This is a genomic window from Nonomuraea sp. NPDC049695 (assembly GCF_040674955.1).
In the GTDB taxonomy this organism is placed as follows: Bacteria; Actinomycetota; Actinomycetes; order Streptosporangiales; family Streptosporangiaceae; genus Nonomuraea; species Nonomuraea helvata.
This window is the reverse complement of the sequence record NZ_JBFANV010000137.1, coordinates 1-22143: the sequence shown is the minus strand read 5'-3', so window position 1 is coordinate 22143 and position 22143 is coordinate 1. Positions and strand designations below refer to the sequence as shown.

15 protein-coding genes are annotated in these 22143 nt (G+C 69.8%); 3 read left to right on the top strand and 12 right to left on the bottom strand.

The genetic code is table 11. The annotated features are described in order from the left end of the window. Positions 1 to 113: 113 nt before the first annotated feature. From AB0J64_RS53375 to AB0J64_RS53320, 12 genes are all read right to left on the bottom strand, one after another. Positions 114 to 1547 (bottom strand): extracellular solute-binding protein, encoded by a 1434-nt coding sequence (locus AB0J64_RS53375; protein ID WP_364045587.1) that lies wholly within the window; start codon positions 1545 to 1547, stop codon positions 114 to 116. Continuing rightward, on the bottom strand, positions 1544 to 2725 hold the full coding sequence (locus AB0J64_RS53370; RefSeq protein WP_364045585.1) for a sialidase family protein: 1182 nt from the start codon (positions 2723 to 2725) through the stop codon (positions 1544 to 1546). The genes AB0J64_RS53375 and AB0J64_RS53370 overlap by 4 nt, the downstream gene beginning before the upstream one ends. Next, positions 2722 to 3762: a sialidase family protein gene (locus tag AB0J64_RS53365; RefSeq protein ID WP_364045583.1), complete on the bottom strand. Its 1041-nt coding sequence runs from the start codon at positions 3760 to 3762 to the stop codon at positions 2722 to 2724. Before AB0J64_RS53365 ends, AB0J64_RS53370 begins: the two co-directional genes overlap by 4 nt. Further along, the gene (locus AB0J64_RS53360) at positions 3759 to 4799 is read right to left on the bottom strand and encodes an oligopeptide/dipeptide ABC transporter ATP-binding protein (RefSeq protein ID WP_364045581.1); all 1041 of its coding nucleotides are present in this window, start codon (positions 4797 to 4799) and stop codon (positions 3759 to 3761) included. Before AB0J64_RS53360 ends, AB0J64_RS53365 begins: the two co-directional genes overlap by 4 nt. Beyond that, positions 4796 to 5791, bottom strand: a complete 996-nt coding sequence (locus AB0J64_RS53355) for an ABC transporter ATP-binding protein (RefSeq protein ID WP_364045579.1) — start codon at positions 5789 to 5791, stop codon at positions 4796 to 4798. The genes AB0J64_RS53360 and AB0J64_RS53355 overlap by 4 nt, the downstream gene beginning before the upstream one ends. Beyond that, positions 5766 to 6896 carry an ABC transporter permease gene (locus AB0J64_RS53350; RefSeq protein ID WP_364045577.1) on the bottom strand — a complete coding sequence of 377 codons (1131 nt, stop codon included), beginning with the start codon at positions 6894 to 6896 and terminating at the stop codon, positions 5766 to 5768. The genes AB0J64_RS53355 and AB0J64_RS53350 overlap by 26 nt, the downstream gene beginning before the upstream one ends. A gap of 6 nt (positions 6897 to 6902) precedes the next feature. Next, complete coding sequence (locus tag AB0J64_RS53345; RefSeq protein ID WP_364045575.1) at positions 6903 to 7901, bottom strand: ABC transporter permease; 999 nt, start codon at positions 7899 to 7901, stop codon at positions 6903 to 6905. 9 nt (positions 7902 to 7910) lie between these two features. Then, positions 7911 to 9893 carry an ABC transporter substrate-binding protein gene (locus tag AB0J64_RS53340; protein ID WP_364045573.1) on the bottom strand — a complete coding sequence of 661 codons (1983 nt, stop codon included), beginning with the start codon at positions 9891 to 9893 and terminating at the stop codon, positions 7911 to 7913. Between the two features lie 15 nt (positions 9894 to 9908). Beyond that, the gene (locus tag AB0J64_RS53335) at positions 9909 to 12203 is read right to left on the bottom strand and encodes an Ig-like domain-containing protein (RefSeq protein ID WP_364045571.1); all 2295 of its coding nucleotides are present in this window, start codon (positions 12201 to 12203) and stop codon (positions 9909 to 9911) included. A 655-nt stretch (positions 12204 to 12858) separates the two neighbouring features. Further along, positions 12859 to 13881, bottom strand: a complete 1023-nt coding sequence (locus tag AB0J64_RS53330; protein ID WP_364045569.1) for a sugar-binding transcriptional regulator — start codon at positions 13879 to 13881, stop codon at positions 12859 to 12861. A 438-nt stretch (positions 13882 to 14319) separates the two neighbouring features. Continuing rightward, positions 14320 to 15555, bottom strand: a complete 1236-nt coding sequence (locus tag AB0J64_RS53325) for a hypothetical protein (protein WP_364045567.1) — start codon at positions 15553 to 15555, stop codon at positions 14320 to 14322. Between the two features lie 19 nt (positions 15556 to 15574). After that, positions 15575 to 17008, bottom strand: coding sequence for a pectinesterase family protein (locus AB0J64_RS53320; protein WP_364045565.1), 1434 nt, complete (start codon positions 17006 to 17008; stop codon positions 15575 to 15577). A gap of 87 nt (positions 17009 to 17095) precedes the next feature. On the opposite strand from AB0J64_RS53320, the gene AB0J64_RS53315 reads away from it, so the two are divergent. The 3 genes from AB0J64_RS53315 to AB0J64_RS53305 form a co-directional block, all read left to right on the top strand. Then, entirely contained in the window at positions 17096 to 17953 is an 858-nt protein-coding gene (locus tag AB0J64_RS53315) for a nucleoside hydrolase (protein WP_364045563.1), read from the top strand. A 180-nt stretch (positions 17954 to 18133) separates the two neighbouring features. Beyond that, on the top strand, positions 18134 to 20482 hold the full coding sequence (locus tag AB0J64_RS53310) for a LuxR C-terminal-related transcriptional regulator (protein WP_364045561.1): 2349 nt from the start codon (positions 18134 to 18136) through the stop codon (positions 20480 to 20482). A 2-nt stretch (positions 20483 to 20484) separates the two neighbouring features. Continuing rightward, on the top strand, positions 20485 to 22143 hold a 1659-nt coding region (locus AB0J64_RS53305), incomplete at its 3' end, for an AAA family ATPase (protein ID WP_364045559.1).

The following is a 22143-nucleotide window of genomic DNA, read 5'->3' as shown; positions in this document are numbered from 1 at the left end:
GGTTGCGGTACCGGTACCGGGCCGACAGGCGGACCTCCGCGAAGGGGTTGCCGCCCGCCGGACCGGCCAGCTCGAGCTCGTGGACGCCCCAGCGTTCCACGGTGGTCAAAGGGTCACCAGTCCTTCCCGGCGGCGGCCTGCGCCTTGATGTAGGCGGGGATGCCGTCCTGCTCGGTCACGGTCAGCGACTGGTCGGGCGTCATGCCGTCGCGCAGGACGTGCTGGCGGAAGACCTGCCAGAGGGGGAGGTCCCAGTACTCGGTGTTCTGGTAGTTCTTCACCGTGGCGTTCTCGCCCCAGTAGACGGCCGAGGTGTCGAGGCCCGCCAGCTCGGGGACGCTCTTGCCGAAGTTCGACACGACGTTCGGCGTCTGCAGGACGGCCTTGACGCCCTGCTTCGACAGCTCCGTCTGGGCCTCCTCCGACACCAGCCACTTCACGACCTGCAGCGCCTGGTCCTTGTGGGCCGCCGCCGGCGGGATGAACGCGGCCCGCGTGTTCGGCTGGTAGACCGCCTTCGAGCCCGCCTTGAGCACCGGCACCGTGGAGACGCCGATGGAGACGCTCTTCGCGTCCTCCTTGAACTGCTCCTCGTCCCCGTCCTCGATGAACAGCTCGCGGCCCGCGTACATGTTCAGCCGGGACAGCGTGTCCACCGCCATGGCCAGGTGGCCCGGCTTGGCCATGTCGCCCTTCATGAAGTCGTTCACCGTGGTGAACTCGTTGCGCGGGATCATCAGGAACCGGTACAGGCTCTCCACCTGCTGCTTCCACCCGTCACCGGTGATGCTCACCTTGACGTCCTCGGGCTTGGGCTCCTCGCCGGTCGTCGGCACGAACGGGTAGAGCCCGAGCTGGTTGTACTCGAGGTACTGGTCGGGGTGCTGCATGTAGCCCTTGTAGTGGTCGAGCCCGTCGTCCCGCGTCAGCTTCTTGGCCAGCCGGTACGCCTCGTCGTACGTCATCCCGGGCTTGGGGTAGGACACCCGGAACTTGTCGAAGATCTTCTTGTTGTAGAGCAGCACGTGCTCGTCGATGAAGAGCGGCACGCCGTAGACGCCGCCGTCGGAGCGGGACCTGACCAGCTCGACGGCGGCCTGGTTCAGCTTGCCGAGGTCGATGCCCGCCTGCTGCAGCGACGGGGTGAGGTCGCCGACCCAGCCCAGCGGCTCGAGGTCGCGGTCGATGCGGGTACGCGGGTCGTCGATGACGATGTCGGGCGTGACGCCGGCCTTCTTCAGGTCCTCGTAGCGGACCGGGTAGTCCCACGTCGCGTACTTGATCTTGACGTTGGGGAACGCGGCACGCAGCTTGTTGCCGATGACCTCGTCGAAGACCTTGCTCGCCTGCCGGGTGTCGTCGGCGGTGGTGGCCTCGAACGGCTTGTAGTTGGCCGCGAAGATGAACAGCTCGTCGTCGCAGACGCTGAACGGCTTGTTGTACTTGTTCGGGACGTCCTTGCAGGCCGCGGCCGACGCGTTGGCGGGGGCGGCGACCACGGTAAGAGCGAGGGCGAGCAGCGCGAGCCCGCGGGCCTTGTTGTTCATGAAGACTCCCCCTTGGAAGGCGTGTAGCTGCACTTGGACACGACGTTGCGGCGCACGCCGTTCTTGAACTCGGTGATCGTGTGCTGGGGCCAGTTCGACAGCAGGCCCACGGAGTCGCGGAGATACTGCTCGTTGAAGACCACGTGCCGGATGTTGTTGCGGTTGTAGGAATAGACCATGTGGATGAAGCCGTCGCTGCTCTGCGTCATCACCGGATAGGTGAACTGCGGCCCCGACTGGGCCTCCACGTCCACCGAGTTCTCCCAGGTCCGTCCCTTGTCCGGAGACAGCGACAGCCGCATGGGGGAGCGGTGCTCGACCCAGGGGTTGTAGGCCAGCACCAGCTTGCCGTCGTTCAGCTTGAGCGCGGCGATCCGCGAGTTGGGGTTGCCGATGGGCTCGGCCACCGGCGCGCTCCAGGTGCGGGCGAAGTCGGTGGACTCGCTCTTGTAGATCGCGCCGTCGCCGGTACGCAGGTACGCCACCAGCCTGCCCGGCTCCACCTCCACGACCGTCGGCTGGATCGAGCCCTTCGGCGTGCGGATCCAGCTCGTGTGCTCCTCCGGGTACGCCTTCCACGTGCTCATGTCCTGGCTGAACACGTAGAAGCCCGAGCTGGAGCCGGCCTCGTCGTAGATCGGCAGCAGTATCTCGCCGTTCGACATGCGGATCGGGTTGGTGCCGACCATCCACCCCCACTCCTTGCGGATGGAGGTGGGCTCGCTCCAGGTGTGGCCGCCGTCGTCCGAGGTGATCAGCCGGATCGGGGCCTGCTCCCAGCCGTGCCCCTCGATCGTCACGAAGAACAGGTAGAGGCGCTTGCCGTCCGACCACAGCACGGGGTTGCCGTCCGCCTTGCCCGGCTCGTCGAACACCACCTCGGGCGCCGACCAGGTCTTCTTGCCCACCGCCAGGCGTGACAGGTAGAGCGCCTGGTTGGGCGCGCCCTCGGAGGTTCCGCCGTAGTAGACGGTCAGGATGTCGCCCGTCGGCGCCTGCGCGATCGCGGCGGCGTGCACCTTGGGGACGTTCGGGTCGGGGGCGGCCACGTCCTGGCGGCAGGCGTAGGAGCCGGTGGGCTCCACCCGCACCTCGCCGCCGCTGTCGTCGGTGACGTACGACGGGACGGCCACGGTTGCCGCCAGCGCGCCGTACACAATGCTCTGCCTGAATCTCATGGCTGGGCAATCTCCAGATATTTGATGGTTTTCCGCAGGTAGGAGAAGGCGACGTGCAGGAGTCCGCCGCCGCCGTCGATGACGCTCGGGTAGGAGTAGCCGAGCTCGTTCTGCCAGTACTCGGGGTCGGTGTCCTGCAGCACCTGCCGGTACGGCCAGCGGGCGCCGCCGTCCTCCGACACCGCGAGGACCAGCGGGGTGCGCAGCGCCTTCTTGCGCTGCTGCCCGTTCCTGGTCACCCATCTGAACTGGCCGCGCTCCAGGCTCGCGTCGTTGTAGACGAGCGCGAGCCGTCCATCCACCCTCGTGAGCTGGACGGAGGAGTCGTTGTTCGGCAGGTCGGTCCGCTCGGGAACGGACCAGGTCCGGCCGTCGGGCGAGGCCGAGGCGTGGACGCGGCCCGCGCTCCGGTCCCTGAACAGCGCGAGCAGCCCGCCGCCCGGCCGTCGCGCGATCGTCATCTGCACCAGGTCGCCGCTGCCGGGAACCTCGTGCTCGTCCCACGTGCGCCCGCCGTCCGCGCTGACCTTGACGACGCTGCGGTCGCCGGACTTCCCGCAGTGATAGGCGGGCAGCAGCCAGGCGCCGCCGTCCAGGATCAGCGGCGGGTGCCGGACGAAGGTGCCGGGCTCGGCGAAGAGCACGCGGGGCCCGCTCCACGTACGTCCCGCGTCCGCCGAGGTCCTGGCCACGACGTGTGCGGTCGTCTGGTCGTAGGGCTCGCTGGAGGTGTGCAGCAGCCAGACCAGCCCGTCACTCTCGAACAGCACGGGGTTCTGCTCGCTGCGCTCGGGGTCGGCGGCGACGATCCTGGGCCGCTCCCAGCGGTCGCCGGCCAGCCGCGACAGGACGACGTTCGTGCCGGGATGGCCCTCCTGGGGGCCGCTGAACCAGGTGCACAGCAGGTCGCCGCCGCTCGTGCGCAGCAGGTTGGCCGCGTGGTTGTCGGGCCCGTGCGGGGCGGGCAGCAGCGCCTCGCGCGCGCCGGGAAGGACCGCCGACGGGCGCACGATCCCGTCGAAACGCGGATCACTCATGCGGTCACCTCGCGCACGTCCGGGTCGGACACACCACGCAGCTCCAGTTCCTCCGCGAAGTGGCAGGCCACCCGGCGGCCCCCGACCTCGCGCAGCGGCGGCGGGTCGGTGCGGCAGGCGTCCTTGGCGTACACGCAGCGCGGATGGAACGGGCAGCCCGGCGGCACGTGCGCGGGGTCGGCGATGTCGCCCAGCAGCTTGATCCGCTCCCGGTGCCGCTTGGCCGCCGGATCGGGGTCGGGCACGGCCGACAGCAGCGCCTCGGTGTACGGGTGCAGCGGCCGGGCGTACAGCTCCTCCGTGGGGCCCTGCTCGACGACCTTGCCCAGGTACATGACCGCGACGACGTCCGCGACGTGCTCGATGATGCCCAGGTCGTGGCTGACGAACAGGTAGGCGAGGCCCGACTCCTCCTTCAGGTCCATCAGCAGGTTCAGGATCTGGGCGCGTACCGACACGTCGAGCGCGCTCACCGCCTCGTCGGCCACCACCAGCCGGGGCGACAGAGCCAGCGCCCGTGCGATCCCGACCCGCTGCCGCTCGCCGCCGCTGAACGCGTGCGGGTAGCGGGTGGCGTACTCGGGGCGCAGGCCGACCCGGTCGAGCAGCTCGCCGACCCGCTCGTTGATCTCCTCCTTCGTGCCGTACCCGTGCGCCCGCATCGGCTCGCCGATGATCTCGCGGAGCGTCTTGCGCGGGTTGAGCGAGGAGTGCGGGTCCTGGAAGATCATCCGCACCTGTGCCCGGTACGGCTTCAGCTCCTTCTCCTGCAGCGCCGCCACGTCGATCACCGAGCCGTCCGGCTGCCGGTAGAGCATGCGCCCGCCGGTCGGGTCGTGCGCCCGCACGATGCAGCGGCCGAGCGTGGTCTTGCCGCAGCCGGACTCCCCGACCAGGCCGAGCGTGGTGCCCGCCTCGATGGTCAGGTCCACCTGGTCCACGGCCTTCACCGCGCCCACCTGGCGGCCCAGCAGCCCGCTGCGGATCGGGAAGTGCTTGGTCAGCCCCTCGATGCTGAGGAGAGGTTCGGTGCTCACGCTTCCTCCTCGTAGAGCAGGCAGGAGACCTCGCGGTCACCGACGGGAATCCGGCGCGGCGGCACCGCGTCGCACCTGCCCGCCATCACGGCGTCGCAGCGCGGGTGGAACGCGCACCCGTCGGGCCGCGCGTACGGCGGCGGCACCATGCCCTTGATCGCCGTGAGGCGGGTCCGCGAGGCCCGCCCCAGCCGGGGCATCGAGCGCAGCAGCGCCTTCGTGTACGGGTGCCGCGGCTCGGCCAGCACCTGCTCGGCCGCCCCGTACTCGACGACGCGGCCCAGGTACATGACCGCCATGCTGTCGGCCACCTGCGCGGCCACCCCCAGGTCATGCGTGATCATCATGATCGCCATGCCGAACTCCGCCTGCAGGTCCCGCAGCAGCTCCAGGATCTGCGCCTGGGTGGTCACGTCGAGGGCGGTCGTCGGCTCGTCGGCGATGAGCAGGCTCGGCCGGCACGACAGCGCCATCGCGATCATCGCCCGCTGCCGCATGCCGCCGCTCAGCTCGAAGGGGTACGCGTCCACCCGCCGCTCCGGCCTGGGGATGCCGACCCGGTCGAGCATCTCGATCGCGCGCTGCCGGGCGGCGGCCTTGCCGACGTTCTCGTGCAGCCGGACCGCCTCAATGATCTGGCTGCCGATCGTGTGCACCAGGCTCAGCGACGCCATCGGCTCCTGGAAGACCATCGCGATGTCCCGCCACCGGACCTGCCGCAGCAGCCTGCGGCCGGCGCCGACCAGCTCGACCGGGCCGCCCTCGCGGTGCAGCGTGATCCTGCCCCCCTCGATGTGGCCCGGCGGGTCCACCAGGCGCAGGATCGAGCGCGCCATGACGCTCTTCCCGCAGCCGGACTCGCCGACGATGGCCAGCGTCTCGCCCTTGCGCACCCGCAGGTCCACGCCGTCCACCGCGCACACCACGCCGTCGTCCAGCAGGAAGTGGGTACGCAGGTCCTCGATCTCAAGCAGCACGTCGCCTGCGGCCACGCCGGCCCCCTTTCCTCCCGTACGGATCGGCGGCGTCCCGTAGCCCGTCACCGAAGAAGTTCATGGCCACCACGACGATGACCACCGCGACACCCGGCGCCAGCAGCCACGGCGCGTTCGCGACCACGCGGACGTTCTGGGCGCCCTCCAGCAGCACGCCCCAGCTCACCGCCGGCGCCTGCAGGCCGAGCCCGAGGAAGCTCAGGCTCGTCTCGCCGAGGATCATGCTCGGGATGGCCAGCGACAGCGACGCGATGATGTGGCTGGCGAACGACGGGATCATGTGCCGGAAGATGATCGACAGCCGGCCCACACCGTCCAGCCGCGCGGCCATGACGAAGTCCTCCTCGCGCAGCGACAGGAACCGCCCGCGCACGTCTCTGGCCAGCCCGGTCCAGCCGATCAGCGACAGGATCACCGTGATGGCGAAATACCTGGTCAGCGGCCCCCAGTCGGTCGGGAGCGCGGCCGAGAGCGCCATCCAGAGCGGCAGTGTCGGGATCGCGATCAGGAACTCGATCACGCGCTGCACGGCGTTGTCCACGCCGCCCCCGAAATATCCAGAAATGCCGCCTATGAGCATGCCGAGTAAGAAGCTGGCCGCGACGCCGACCAGGCCGATCGAGAGCGACACCCGGGCCCCGTGGATGAGCCTGGAGAGCAGGTCACGCCCGTTCTGGTCGGAGCCCAGCAGGAAGACCGGCTCGCCCTTGGTGACCGGGCCGATCAGGTGGATGTCCGACGGGATCAGGCCGAGCAGCTTGTAGTCGTCGCCGTGCACGAACAGCCCGACGTCGATCCGCTTGCCGGGGTCCTCGGTGTAGCGCTGCTCGTACGTCCTGGGGTCGCGCTCGGTCCGGTAGCCGCGCACGTGGAGGCCGAGGTCGCCGGACCAGCGCAGCACCTGCGGCGGCGCGTACGTCATCGACGTGTTCGCGGTCGAGCTGGACATCGGCGCGAAGAACTCCGCGAAGATCGCCACGAAGTACACCGGCACCAGGATGGCCACGCCGGCCAGCGCGAGCCGGTGCCTGCGGAACTGCCGCCACATCAGCCGCCACTGCGGCAGCGTTCCCACTTCTTCGGTCGGTCGCCTGAGGAACATGCGCCGCTACTCTCTCTTGTACCGTTTGCGGATTCGCGGGTCCCACCACGCCAGCGCCAGGTCGCTCAGCACGGTTCCGATCACGGTCAGCGTGCTGAGGATCATGATGAAGCTGCCGACCAGGTACATGTCCTGGTTCATGACGCCGTTGAGCAGCAGCGGGCCGCCGGTCGGCAGGCTCATGACCACCGACACGATGGTCTCCCCGCCGATCAGGCCGGGCAGCAGCCAGCCGACCGTGCTGAAGAACGGGCTGAGCGACATCCGCACCGGGTACTTCAGCAGCAGCTTCCACTCCGGCAGGCCCTTGGCCCTGGCGGTGTGCACGTACGGGCGGTAGAGCTCGTCCAGCAGGTTGGCCCTGGTGACCCGGATCATGCCCGCGGTGCCGGACACGCCGATCACCACGATCGGCACCCACAGGTGGCCCAGCAGGTCGAGGACCTTGCCGAGGTTCCAGGCCGCGTCCTGGAACTCGGGGGAGAACAGACCGCCCACGCTCTGGCCGAAGAAGCGGAAGCCCACGTACATGAGGACCAGCGCCAGCATGAACTCCGGGACCGCCATGCCGATGAAGCCGAGGAAGCTCGCCGCGTAGTCGCCCCACGAGTACTGCTTGACGGCGCTGTAGATGCCGATCGGGAACGCGATCGCCCAGACCATGAGCAGCGAGCTGATCGACAGCATCGCCGACAGGGCGACCCGCTCGCCGATGAGCGTGGAGACCGCCTGGTTCCAGGCAAACGATTGACCAAAGTCACCGTGGAAGACGATCGCCGAGATCCAGCTCCAGTACTGCACCAGGAGAGGCTGGTCCAGGCCGTACCGGTGCCTGAGGTTGGCGATCTCAGCCGGGGTGATGCCCTCGCCGCCCGCCTGCGCGTTCGCGACGAGCGTGGAGACGTAGTCGCCGGGCGGCAGGTTGATGATGACGAACGTGACGATCGAGATCGCCCAGAGCGTCACCACCACGTACACCAGGCGGCGGCCGAAGTAGCCCAGCACGTCGGCCTCTCAGAGGGAGTACTGCTCGGGCTGGGTCGGCCCGGGTGTCACCGGGGCGCCGGCCATCGAGTCGGGCACGTTCTTGAAGCTGTTCGAGACGATGCCGTACTCGTCCGGGTAGGTGCTGATGCCGATCGCGTAGAACTGCCGTGCCGCGATCTCCACGACCTTCTTGGCGGACTCGATCGCCTTGGCGGTGTCGTACTCGGTGCGCATCGTGGTGAACGCCTCGAGCTGCTCCTTGACCTCCTTGGGCGGCTCGTCGCCGGCCTTGCCCTTGCTGCCGTACCACTGCGCCCAGCGGATGGCGTAGCGGGCGCTGCCGGAGTTGCTCGGCACGTAGTAGTGGTCGCCGCCGGTGCCCGTGATGATGTCGAAGTTGCTGCAGGTGTACGCCGAGGCCTGCGGCTGGTTCGCCATCGTGCGCTCGGTGAACAGCGTGTCCGCGACCGGGTCCACCCGGAGCCCGACCCCGACCGCCTCCCAGCCCTTCTTCACGAACTCCAGCGCCTCGGTGTGGTGCGGGAACTCGGTGCTGGCCATGACGGTGACAATGAGCGGCTTGCCGTCCGGGCCCAGGCGCTTGCCGTCGGAGTCCTTCTTGGTCAGACCGGCCTTGTCCAGGAACTCGTTGGCCTTGGCGACGTCGTACTCGGTGTACTGCTTGGCGAACTGCTCGTTGTAGACCACGTTCCGCTTGGACGGGGCGGCCTGCCACGGCTCGCCCTGGCCCGCGTACACGCCGTCGATGATCTCCTTGCGGTTGATCGCGTACGACAGCCCGATCCTGAAGTCCTTGTTCTGGAACAGCTTGCGCAGGTCCTCGTCGGCGATCGTCTGGTTGAACTGGATGATCATCGTGTTGCTCAGCCGGCTCGGCACGTCGAACAGCCGGTACTTGCCCTTGGCGGCGTTCTGCGCCACCAGCGGCTTGTTCTCCGGCGTGTTGAAGTTGCGCAGCTGCATGCCGATCTCGCCGTTCATGATCTTCAGCAGCTCGACCTCCACGTCGCCCAGCACCTCCGCCCTGAAGCGGTCGAAGTAGGGGAGCTGGCGCCCCTGGGTGTCGACCTTCCAGTAGTACGGGTTGCGCTCGGCCACCAGCGCCGTGCCCTTGCCGATCGGGTTGCTCACCTTCCAGGCGTGCAGCGTGGGCTGGTCGGCGTTGTGCCAGGGGTCCTGCTTCTGCATGAACAGCTGCGTCCAGTCCTCGAGCTGCGCGTCCTTCGCCAGCTGGTCGACGTCCGGGTTGTACTTCTTGTGGAACTGCTTGAGGTAGTGCTTGGGCAGCAGGAAGCCGTTCGCGCCCGGTCGCTCGAACGTCGCGACGGCGATCTGGAACAGGAACCCCGCCTTGGGCTCCTTGTAGACGTACCGGACGGTCCGCTCGTCCACCTTCTCGACCTTCACCCGCTCCGTGGTGCTGCCGTTCTCCAGGTAGAGGTCGTAGATGCCGGTGGTGTGCAGGTCGTGGTAGGTCGCCACGTCCTCGAAGGCGAACAGCAGGTCGTCGGCCGTGCACGGCTGGCCGTCCGACCACTTGAGGCCCTCGCGGAGGCGGAAGACGTACTCGCGGCCGCCGTCGTTCACCTCGAACTCGGCCACGTTGGCCACGATGTCGTCGGGGCCCTGCTGGCCGTTCGTGCCGGGCTTCAGCCTGACCAGGGGCTCGTACCCGAGGGTGTTGGTCAGCCACTCGATGTCGTCCTCGCCGACGACGGCCGAGGCCCAGGTGCCGCCGTACGTGCCGGCCTCCTTCAGCGGCGTGACGGTGAGGGGGTTCTTCGGCAGGCGCTGCTCGAGCGGCGGCAGCTTGCCGCTCTTGACCAGCTGGGCGAGCGCGGGGGCCTCCTTGGCCGACAGGTCGGCGGCCTGCGCGGCGCCGCCCGTGTCGGGGCTGGTGTCGAAGAAGCTGCATCCGGTGGCGGTCGTCAGAAGGAGAAGGCCTCCGCCGCGGAGCAGGTTCCTCCTCGTCAACGGTTGGTGTGTCATGGGGATGCTCCCGTTCTAACGATTGACCTTCACCTGGCTGAAGGTGGCCGCGGTGTAGGCGTGTACGGCGTTCGCCTCCTGGTTCCCGTCGACCGCGAGGCCGATGTAGAACCGGCCGGTCCGCATTGCGATGCGCTCGTAGCCGATGCGCGTCCAGTTCAGCGTGTCCGTGGAGATGAAGGCCTCGAACTCGTTGTCGCCGCCGGTCTGCAGGCTGCGGCAGATCAGGCGGAGCCAGTACTGCTTGCCCTTGTCGAGGGGCTTGTCCGCGGCGGCCGGGTACAGCCCGACGCTGGCCTGCGTGCCGTGGTCGGCGACCCTGATGGCCTTGGCGCGCTTGCCGTCCTCCGACCAGCCGAGCGCGGCCAGCATGAACGGCGAGTTCGGCGCGAGGTCCTGGCGTACCATCAGGCCGGCGACGGCCTCGACGTGTTCCCTGCTGATCTCGTCGATCCGGGCGCTGATCTCGATGACCTCGCCGCGCTTGCTGAACCCGACGGCCTGGTAGGCGAAGTGGAAGGAGTCCTTCCAACCGGAGATCTTCCCCGAGCCCTTCACCGTGATCGTGCCGTCCTGGACCACGGTGTGCCCCGGAATGGGCACCGCGCCGATGTCCTGGGCCTTCCACGGAGCGGTGCCGCCCGCCTGGTTGACGTGGACCGGCACCAGCGACGAGGCCGTCGCGGACCCGGTGCTGTCGGTGGCCCTCGCGGTCAGGTAGTACGACCCGTCCGCCACGCCCGCCCAGGTCACCTGGTACGGCGCCGAGGTGGCCTCGCCGATCTTCTGGTCGCTGTGGAAGAACTCGACCTTGGCGATGGAGGCCTGGTCGAGGGCCTTCGCGTTCGCCTGCACGGTGACGTTCTGGCCGGCCTTGAACACCTGGTCCGTCGTGGGCTGCGTGATCGCGACCTGGGGGTTGCGGCTGCCGGTCCGCTGGATGGAGTTCAGGTACCGCTCGAGGTTGGTGTAGCCGCTCGCGTCCACGGCGTTGCGGTCGTCGGCGCTCTCGGGGTTCAGCCCCTGCGCGCGTTCCCAGTCGTCCGGCATGCCGTCGTGGTCGCTGTCGGCGGGCGCAGGATCGGAGGCCAACGGCACGAAGCCGCCCACGTCCTTCTGGGAGTTGATGTGCCGGCCGGTGCCGGTGCGCACCTCGTTGATCAGCCGGGCGTCGATGGCGTCCCGCCGGGGTAATATCGCGCCGGCCTGGTCGAGCACGGTCGCGTACGCCTGGGCGGGCGTCTGCGCGGTGATGCCGTTCTCGAACTCCACGGGCCTGGGCAGCAGCGTGATGCCGCCGACCGGGTAGGTGATGCCACGCGTGTTGTCGGCGGTCACGTCGGGGTGGCCCTCGATCTCGTTGCCGCTGACGTGCCACTGCCCGAACCGGCCCGGCGCCACGATCTCCCTGGCGATCGGGGGCAGCGTGTTGGGGCCCGGCTTGTAGTAGTTGCCGACCAGGTTGACGCCGTTCGACCACTCACCGCCGTAGCACGACGTGATCCCATGGTTGTAGATCACGTTGTTGCGGTGGTCGACCACCATGTTCATGCCTTCGGTGAAGCTGAACCTGGGGTTGCGGGCGTTCTGGTGGACCAGCAGGTTGTGGTGGTACGTGATGGTGTCGCCGCCCCACAGGCCGCCCATGCCATGGCGTCCCTTGTCGTGCACCGAATTGGTCAGGCCCTCGGAGATGATGCACCACTGGACGGTCACGTTCGTGTTGCCGTACACGGAGAAGCACTCGTCCACGCCCCAGCTGAAGGAGCAGTGGTCGATGATGATGTCCCGCACGCCGCGGGCGCCGAACGTGTCGATGGGAGTGCCGAGCTCGTCGCCGCCGCGGAAGCGCAGGTAGCGGATGATGATGTTGTTGCCCTTGATCTGCGTCTCGTTGCCGGTGACGCAGATGCCGTGGCCGGGGGCGGTCTGACCGGCGATGGTCAGGTTGGAGCCGGTGATGTCGAGCCCGCCCTTGATCCGGATGTTCCCGGAGACCCGGAAGACGACCGTCCCGTCGGACTTCGCCACCGCCTCCCGCAGCGACCCGGGGCCGGAGTCGTCGAGGGTGGTCACCTCGTACACGGCGCCGCCCCGGCCGCCGGTGGTGTACATCCCGGCCCCCTCGGCTCCGGGGAACGCGGGGACCGCCTTTCCTGAGGCGGTCGCCGCGCTCGGGGCGGCCTCGGCCGCGGCCGGAGCCGGCATGCCGGTCCATGCCACGGCGGGCGTGACCAGCGCCGCGGAGCGCACGAAATCCCGGCGACTGAATTCTGATTGCTGGCGATCGAAGCCAAGGGCCTCGGTCATGGGAAACGCTCTCTTTCCGCCCGAATAGACAGGGCTGTGCCGTCCGTCGGCACGACTCCGGACCACGCTGTCGCTAGGTGAGAATTTTTATTCAGCCATGAATGGAGTGGATTCATCACATCGTGAACGACACTGTTGTGACTGTCAAGAGCGCTTTCCATCGGAGGCAAGGGATCCGGTAAACCACCCCTGCGCTGATGCCCCTGGACGCTGTTGGGGGTGGGATGGGCCGGTCGTCGGCTGCAGCGCCGTTGGCATGGCGCCGGTCGCGGGGCCGGTCGCGGGGCCGGTCGCGGGGCCGGTCGCGGGGCCGGTCGCGGGGCCGGTCGCGGGGCTGGGCGCCGTCCGCGTTGCGCCGGGCCCCGCCGCACAACACCCCGCCGTCGCGGCGCGCCAAAGGTCCGCCGCCGCGACGTGCCGTGGGCGGGCGGTCGGAGCCCCTTCCGGGGGCGCCGGGTCGGCGGGATGTGGGACGGCGCGGGGCGGCGCAGCGTGCACGGCGCTCAGCCGGCGCACCATGCACGGCGCTCAGCCGGCGCAGCGTGCGCGGCGCTCAGCCGACGCACCGTCGCCCGTGCCCGATGCGGCATTGCCGAGTCGGTGCGCCGTCGTGCCGGGTGGGCCGTCGTACAGGCGGACGCACCGCCCCGGAAGGTCAGTCCTTGAGGAGTTGTTCCGCCACGCCCACATCCGTGATGAGCGTGTTCACCCAACCCCCGCGAAGTGCGGCCCGGATCGCGGCCGTCTTGCGCCGGCCTCCCGCGATGGCGATCCGCCGGGGCACCCGGAGCAGGTCGGCGGCGGGGATCCCGAGGATGCGCTCCTCCAGAGGCGAGTCGACGAGCCGCCCTTCGGCGTCGAAGAAGCGCAGGCACACGTCGCCCACCGCCCCCAACCCCCGCAGCGTCTCGAAGTCCTCCTCCGTGATGGCGTTGCCGCTGTCGCGCAGCAGCGGCGACGGGTCCAGGCTGCCGATCCCCACGAGCACGGTGGTCAGCCGCGACCAGGCGTCCACCACCTGGCGTACCACCTGGTCGTCCGACAGCGCCTGCCGGGCCATCGCCGAGCCGACGAGGCCGGGCGCGGGCAGGAAGACGGGCTCGGCGCCCGTGAGGTCGGCCAGGTGGGCGGCCAGGCGGGTGGCCTGGACCTGGGCTGAGCCCTTGCCCACGCCGCCGATGAGCTGGACGACCTCCTCCGCCACGCGCACCGGCCGGCGCTGCATGGCCTCCACCGTGGCGAGCAGGCTGGCGCTCCAGGAGGAGATGCCGAGGTGCTCGCCGCCGATCAGAGTGGCGTCCAGGTACGTGGCCCCGGCCGAGCCCAGCGCGGCCACCACGTCGTGGTTGTCGCCGGCGGCGTCCACGACGATGATCTGCTCGACGCCGTACTTGCGCTCGAGGTCCTCCTCCAGCAGCGCGTGCACGCCGCTGGGCACCACGACCACCGTGCGGACGATGCCGATCTCCGCGGCCTCCTTGAGCAGCCGCGACACCCGGGGCTGCGAGATGCGCAGCTGGGCGGCGATCTGCGGCTGGCGCACCCCGTGCTCGTGGTAGAGCCGGGCGACCCGCACCAGGAGCCGCATGCGCTCGGACTCCTGGCTGAGCCGGCGACCGCCGAACCTGAAGGGCTCGGCGCCGGAGCGGCTCTTCTCGAACTGACTGTCAGCTGCCACGATCGCTGGCCTCCGCTTCGGCTCCGCCGCTCCTGCTGGTCCGGTGGCGAGCCCGGGCCACTGCCGAGTGCCATTCTCCTGGCGCGCGGCGACTTTCGCACGACGATGGGCCGGTTGTGTGGCGCGGCACGTCGTCCGGCCGCGGTGCGCCGACCCCGGCAGTGGGGCCACCGAACGCCGGCACGAGGTGCAGCCTACCCCGGTGGGCGCGGGTCGCGGGCCGCGTCACCGGCACTCCAACCCCTCCACGGCCGCGGCACCGTCCCTTCCCGTCGTTGACGCCCCCTTCATGACCCCGCGAATGGCGCGGATCGATGAAAGCGGCGCGTGCGTGAATGGCGAGACGGGCCCCGGCCTCATTTCCGGCGTCGCGCCGGAGAGGAAAGGCCCGGTCGCCATGGACGAATATTAATTCAGCCTTGCATCTATATTCCGATATTATGTTGTGACATTTGTGCTGTCAAGATCCCAGAGGATGACGGACAGCGCGTACGGCGAGATGGTGTGGTCGTCGTGCGTCGCGTCCTCCAGGAGGTCCCAGCGCCCCTGTTCGGGCCGTCCGCCGGCGAGCAGCGCGACCCGGTCGCGCACCGGAGCCTGGTAGGCGCGGTGCCCGACCCCGTTGAAGCAGCACTCGTCGAACCGGTTGAGTATCTGCAGCTGCCCCCGCCCCTGGCCCACGGAGGCCAGCACGTACATGTCCAGGTAGTCGTCAGAGGTCGCGGCGTAGAAGCCGGGCAGCGCGTCCTTCGTCTGCTCGAAGTCGCCGGTCGTCGGGCGGGGCTTGGGGGAGGCGGGACGCAGGAAGAACGGCAGCGACCCCGCCGTGGGGTAGCTGCGGGTGACGCGCGGGTCGAGCGCCGAGAACACCGTCGTCGTCCAGCCGCCGCCCGACAGGCCGATCATCTCGACGCTCCTGGGCCGGTACGTGGCCTGCGCGTAGTTGAGCGTGACCGTGAGCGGCTCCAGGAAGAAGGTCAGCGTCGAGAACTCGGCGCTCTCCCAGGGCGGCAGCTCCCTGTGGGAGGGGTTGGGCAGGAGCTTGGCCGGGTCCTTCGGATCGGCGATCTGCTGCTGGTTCCAGTGCTGGAACGGCATCGCGTACAGCATCACCCGGTAGCCGCGGTCGAGCAGGGGCTGGACGGTGCGGAGCATGGTGTCGAACGGCTCGCCGTGGCCGTTGTGGTAGAGCGCCAGGCGCCGGTTCCAGGGCCGGTGCGGGACGATGTCGTACACCTTGGCGGATACCTGGTAACGCAGGGGCACGGTCAGGCGGTCGATCCGGCGTATCCCGGTGAGCGAGGCGAAGTCGGGGGGCGCGGTCACGCCGGTCTCCACGGTGGGCAGCGTCCTGGGCTGCCCCGCACTCTTCCAGATGTAATCGATCATGGCCTTGCGCCGGGCGGCGAGGTCGGCCGCGGAGTTGATGCCGATCAGCGGCTCGATGTCCACGCCCGCCACCGCCGCGGGCAGGGTCCTGTACTCGGGGCCGAACCTGGCCGCGATCTCCTGGTTGACCGGCGCCACCGGCCGCGGCGCTCCCTTGCCCCCGTGCGTGCCCACTTCTAATGGCCCCTGCGCGTCGGCCGCCGCGGCCGGACCCGCGAAGGCCGCCGCGCCGATGCCGCCCAGCACCCCGCCGAGAATCGTGCGCCTGCTCGCTGACCTGTCCATGCTGTTCCCTTCACCACTCTCAACGGGGGTCCCATCCGCCCAGGACGAACGAGGGGTCGCTCCACTGCCGTGCCTCGGCCGCCGTCAACTGGCGTGAGCAGGCCAGCCGCTGGGACGTGTCGATCGCGCGGCCGGTGGTCAGGTCGGTGCTGCCGTACTCCCAGAAGGAGGTGGCCTGTGCCTGCGCGCAGTCGTTCGGGTCGATCGCCCAGCCGGCGGGCGCGATGTGGCCGTCCATCCTGGTGTCGATGAAGACCGCCTGGCTGTGCGTGAACCGCCACACGGCGCTGCGGCTCAGCACCACTGAGCCGTCCGGCACGCCGGGGGCCCGCGTCAGCTTCGTGCGGACGAACACCGCTCCCGGCCGGGTCTCGTCGTTCCGGCTCTGCGAGATGTAGCCGGCGTCCGTGGACTCCAGCACCGAGTCCTGGATGAACACCGTGCCGGTGCCCCACACGAAGTCGGTGTCGCCGCTGATCCGGCTGCCGGTGACGAAGCCCTTGCCCTGAAGACGCAGGGTGTCCTGGTGGCTGCGCAGGTCGACGCGCTCGAGTGCAATCCGCTCGTTGTTGCCCCTGAACGCCTCGGCCTGCGAGCCGCCGTCGGGTGTCGTGTTGCGCAGCGTGAGGTCCTGGATCCGGAAGTCGGCCGCGTCCACCCCGAACATCGCCCGCCAGCAGTTGTGCAGGTCCGAGGTCTCCAGCACGCGGCGCGGGCACACGTCCGCCGGGCCGCCGTCGCTCAGCGCCTTGTCGCCGTTGCGCAGGTCGTTGTTGGCGTACTGGATCACGGTCCGCCCCGCGCCGGCGCCGCGCACGGTGATGTGCGGGCGGTCCTCGCGTACGTAGACGATCTCGGTGTAGACGCCGGGCCGCACGTCCACGGTCACCGGCTCCTGGTTGCCGTACGGAACGGCGTCGACGGCGCCCTGCACGGTGCAGAAGTCGCCGTTCCCGCTCCCGGAAACCGTCAGGTGCCGGCCGTGAGCCTGCCGCTTCCTGGTTCTGAACTCCCACCTTCCGGGCTCCCGCACGCCGTCGAAGCCCGCGAAGACGCCCGGGTCGACGGTGACGTAGTACTCCTGCCCGTACTCGAGCTGCCGGTGCAGGTAGACACCGGCCGTGTTGCCGTCGATCATGATCGACTCGTACGAGAAGTCGTGCGGCAGCCCCCCGTCCGAGACCGCGGCGCCGATGTTCTTCCTGTCGGCCCTGGCCGCGGCGGCCTCGACCCGATCGACCAGCGTGCCGTCGGCGCGGCGCACCTCGATCGCCCCCGATGAGCCGAGCGCCGGAGGCGACGGGAAGGTGATCTTCAAGGGCGCGTCGACGCAGGCGCCCCTCGCCTGCCCCGGCACCGAGAACCGGACCTCCGGTCCCGGGGAGGCGGCGGCCGGGGTGATGGGGGACAGGGCGAGCGCCGTCGCGACGAGCGCGGTGATCGTGGCCTTCACCTTCACCTCTCGGAGAGCGAATGGATAGTTGATGCTGAATATATATGTAGACTTCTTGATGGAGCCGGTCAAGGGGATACTTCGATCATGCGCGTCATCTTCGACACCGACATCGGCAGCGACGTGGACGACGCACTGGCGCTCGCCGTCCTGCTCGGCTCACCGGAGGTCGAGCTGGCCGGCTGCACGACCGTCTACGGCGACACGCTGCTGCGGGCTCGCCTGGCCAAGCGCCTGGCCGGCCTCGCGGGCCGGTCCCCGGCCGTCGTGCCCGGCGCCGTCGGGACCCTGACGGGCCGGCCCGTCTGGTGGGCGGGGCACGAAGGCACGCTCTTCACCAACCTGGACACCGAGCGGGTGGACGACGGGGACGCGGCGGCGTACCTGGTGGACGAGGTGACCCGCGCGCCCGGTCAGGTGGACGTGGTGGCGGTCGGGCCGCTGACCAACATCGCCAACGCCATCACGGCCTCCCTGTCCTTCGCCCGGGACGTACGGCACCTCTGGATCATGGGGGGCCGCTTCGACGGCCCCCGGCCCGAGCACAACCTGAAGAGCGACCCGGAGGCGGCGGCCATCGTCTTCGGCTCAGGAGCGCCGATCACGGTCACGGGGCTGGAGATCACCACCACGGTCCGGATGGACGCCGCGGACGTGGCCGCCATCGCGGCCGCCGGGGCGCTGGGGGAGGCCTTGAAGGCGGAGATCGAGCAGTGGTGGCGGTCGCGCAACGTGGAGTGGAACTGCCCGCACGACCCGATCGCGGTGCTGACCATGCTGGTGCCGGAGTTGTTCGCGTTCAGCCCCGAAGGCCGGGTGATCATCGGGGCGGACGGGTCGAGCACGTTCGAGAAGGCGACAGGCCGTACGCGCGTCACCACGTCGGCTCGCACGGAGCCGGTGTCCCGGGAGATCGTCCGCCGCATCGTGAACGCCGCCGCGTAGCTAGACCCACGGCAAAATCTGTTTCACGTACGGGACCGGTGTTGCCCACGATTCGGTACTAAATCCGGCTATATGCGCGATGACCAGGCATATTATCCGGGAGACCAGGACCGGCTACGGGCATATGTTAGACATATCGGCTCATAGTGACCTACTCGCGGGAGCCGATGCGAGGCATCGATGACCAGTGCCACATCGCGCACACAGACGCACGCCGGCGGGCTGCCCGCAGAGGTGACCAGCTTCATCGGGCGTCGGCACGAAGTCGCGGCAGTCAAGCGCCTGCTGGCCGACGCCCGCATGGTCACCCTGACCGGGCCGGGCGGCGTCGGCAAGACCCGGCTGGCCCTGCGCGTCGCCACCGACCTGCGCCGGGCGTTCCCCGACGGGGTCTGGCTGGTCGAACTCGCCGAACTGGACAACCCGGTACTGCTGCCGCAGACCCTGATCGCCGAGCTGAGGATCCAGAACCACTCCGCCCAGCCGCCCATGCAGGTGCTCACCGAGCACCTGCGCGAGCAGCGCACGCTGGTCGTCCTGGACAACTGCGAGCACGTGCTCGACGAGTCCGCCACGGTCGCCCAGACGCTGCTGCGTTCCGCCCCTGAGCTGCGGATCCTGGCCACCAGCCGGCAGCCGCTGGGGATCCTCAGCGAGCAGATGTTCACCGTGCCGACGCTGCCGCTGCCAGGCTGCGAATCCCCGCACGACACGTCGTCCCCCATCGCCGACGCGGTTCGGCTCTTCGCCGAGCGGGCCGCGGCCGTCAGCCCCGGTTTCACCGTCACGAACGAGAACCTGGACGTCATCGAGCGGATCTGCCGCCGCCTGGACGGCCTGCCGCTCGGCATCGAGCTCGCCGCCGTACGACTGCGCGCGCTCTCGGTCCACCAGCTGCTCGAGCGGCTGGACGACCTCTTCCGGCTGCTCAGGGCTGGATCGAACACCATTGTGGCCCGCCACAGGACGCTCCGCGCCCTGATCGACTGGAGTCACGGGCTCTGCACCGAGGAGGAGCGCCTGCTGTGGGCCCGCCTCTCGGTGTTCACCGGGAGCCTGGACCTGGAGGCTGCCGAAGCGGTCTGCGCCGGGGACGGCATCGCCCGTGACGAGATCGTCGACCTGGTGATCGGGCTGGTGGAGAAGTCCGTCCTGCTGAGGGAGGACCATCCGTACGGGGTGCGGTACCGGCTGCTGGACACGATCCGGCAGTACGGGCGCGAGCAGCTCGTCGCCTCCGGGCAGGAGCAGGAGCTGAAACGCCGGTACCGCGACTACTACCGGCGGCTCTCGCACGAGGCGCAGGCGCAGCTGTTCGGTCCGGCGCAGGTCAAGCTGCTGTCCCGGCTGCGCGTCGAGCATCCGAACCTGCGCACCGCGCTGGAGTACTGCCATGCCGAGCACGCCGGGCTCTGCATCGACATGGCGAGCGACCTGCTCTACCACTGGATCACCAGCAGCCATCTGGGCGAGGGACGCACCTGGCTCGAGCAGGGACTCGCGGACACCGCCGGCCAGTCCGAGGTCAGGGCTCGGGCGTTCTGGGCGTGCGGCTGGCTCGCCATCATCCAGGGCGACCGGGCCTCGGCCATCGGGCTGCTGGCCCAGAGCAAAGAGCTCGGCGAGCGGCTCGGACTGCAACCGGTGCTCGGCTACGTCACGCTCTACTCCGGAATGGTCGCCATGCATGAAGGGGACACCGCGTCGGCCATCCGATCCTTCGAGGAGGCGGTGGCCCATCATCGCGCCGGTGGAGACCCCGCGGGCGAGGTCCAGGCGTTGACCTGGCTCTCCCTCGCGCGTTCGTTCCTGGGCGACTCCGAACGCGCCGTCGCGGCCGCCGAGGAGGGCCTCGCCATCTGCGACGCTCATGGTGAGAGCTGGCACCGGGCGTACGCGGCGACGGCGCTCGGCATCGAGCTCTGGCGCCAGGGCGACACGCGGCGCGCGACCGCCCTGGCGCAGGAGAGCCTGCGCGTCTTCCACGCGCTGGACGACTCGGTCGGGGTCGGGCTCACCGTCGAGGTGCTGGCCTGGATCGCCGCCTCACAAGGTGACCACGCGCGGGCCGGCGAGCTGCTGGGCATCCTGCGCAACGTCTGGGAGGCGATCGGCGCGCCGCTGCTGGGATTCGGCCACCTCAGCCGCTACCACGACGAATGCGCGGACCGTACGCGCCGGCTCCTTGGCGACCAGGCCTTCCAGAGGGCCGTCAAACGAGGTGCCAGGTGCTCTCCCGGCGAGGCGCTCGCGTACGCCCTGATGGAGGAGGCGCCCGCCCGCGCCCGAGACGGTGAGGCGGACCGGTCCGCGCCGCTGACCCCACGGGAGATGGAGATCGCCCGGCTCATCGCACGGGGGATGCGGAACAAGGAGATCGCGGCGGCGCTGGTGATCGCTCAGCGCACCGTCGAAGGCCACGCCGAACACATCCTGCACAAACTCGGCTTCACTTCCAGGACCCAGATCGTCGGCTGGGTGGCGGAGCAGGCCCGCCGCACCGGCGAGGGGCCTCACGGGGGCGAGTGAACATGCCCGTCCAGGACACGATCCGGAACGTCCCGGCGACCGGCCGGCAGCAGACCGACGCTCCCGCCTTCATCGGACGACGGCACGAGATCTCCCAGGTCAGGCGGATGCTGACCAAGACCCGCCTGCTGACCCTGACCGGCGCGGGCGGGGTCGGCAAGACCAGTCTGGCGCGACGTGTCTGCGAGATCCTGCCGCACAGGTACCGGGACGGGGTCCGGCTCGTGGAGCTGACCACCATCGACGACGAGGACCTGCTGGTCCCGGCCGTGGCCGCCGCGCTGGAAATCCGTGACACCACACCCGACCTCGTGGGCCTGCTGACCGAGCATCTGGCGGACAAACAGCTGCTGCTGGTGCTGGACAACTGCGAGCATCTGCTCGGCGCGTGCGCCCGGCTGGTGCACCGGTTCCTGCGCGACACCTCGCGGCTGCAGATCCTGGCCACCAGCCGCCAGTCGCTCGGGGTGTACGGCGAGCGGGTGCTGCCTGTGCCGTCACTGTCGATCCCGCAGCCCGGTGACAGCACCCGCGACATCGCCCGGCGTGACGCCGTGCGCCTCTTCGCGGAGCGAGCGGCGACGATCCGGCCGGGCTTCCTCGTCGATGCGGGCAATGCCCAGGCGGTCGCCCGGCTGACCCGGCGCCTGGACGGGATTCCGCTGGCCATCGAGCTGGCGGCGGTACGGCTGCGTACGACATCGGTGCACGACCTCGTGAACGAGCTCGACAAGCACCTGGAGGTGCCGGCCGAGGTGGCCCCTGGCACGGTGGCACGCCACCAGACCCTGCGGGCGACCATGGACTGGACCTTCGGGCTCTGCTCGCCCGGCGAGCGGCTGCTGTGGGAGCGGCTGGCGATGTTCCCGGGCGGTGTGGATCTGGAGACCGCCGAAGCCGTCTGCCCCGGGCAGGGGTTGGCCCGCGACGACGTTCTGGATCTGATGAGCGGCCTCGTGGACAAGTCCATCCTGTCCGGGGCCGAGCAGTACGGCACCGGAGTCCGCTACCGCATGCTGGAGACCATCCGCGCGTACGGCCGCGAACGACTGCCCGCCGCGGACGCGGAGGCGCTCCGCGAGCGCTACATCGATCACTATCGCCGGCTGGCGGAGCGACTGCGCGTGGACCGGGTGGAGCCCGGCCAGACCGACAACGTCCGGGCGCTGAAGCCGGAGCTCCCCAACGTCCGGGTCGCTCTGGACCTCTGCTTCCACCTGCCCGGCGACGCCCCCGTCGGCCTGGAGATCGCCTCCACGCTGTGGGCCAACTGGCTCGTCGCCGGTGCTCCCAGCGAGGGCCGGTACTGGCTGGGACGCGGCCTCGCACTCGTCCCCGGATCGAGCCTCGCCAGGGCCATGGGCCTGTGGGCCAAGGGGCTGCTCGGGCACTACCAGGGCGATCCGGCCGCGGCCGCCGACGCGCGGGAGTGCGCGGCGCTCGCGTGGCGGCTGAAGGACGAGACGGCGCTCGCGTTCGCCGTCCAGCTCTCCGGTCTCGCGGCACTGTGCGCGGGCGACGCCGAGGGCGGGCTCGCGCTGCTGGAGGATGCCATCACCCGCCACAAGGCGAGAGGGGACGTCCACGCCGTAGGGGTCACCCTGTACCTCGCCGCCCTCTTCGCCGCCTCCATGAGCCCGGACCGGGCCGCCGCGTACGGC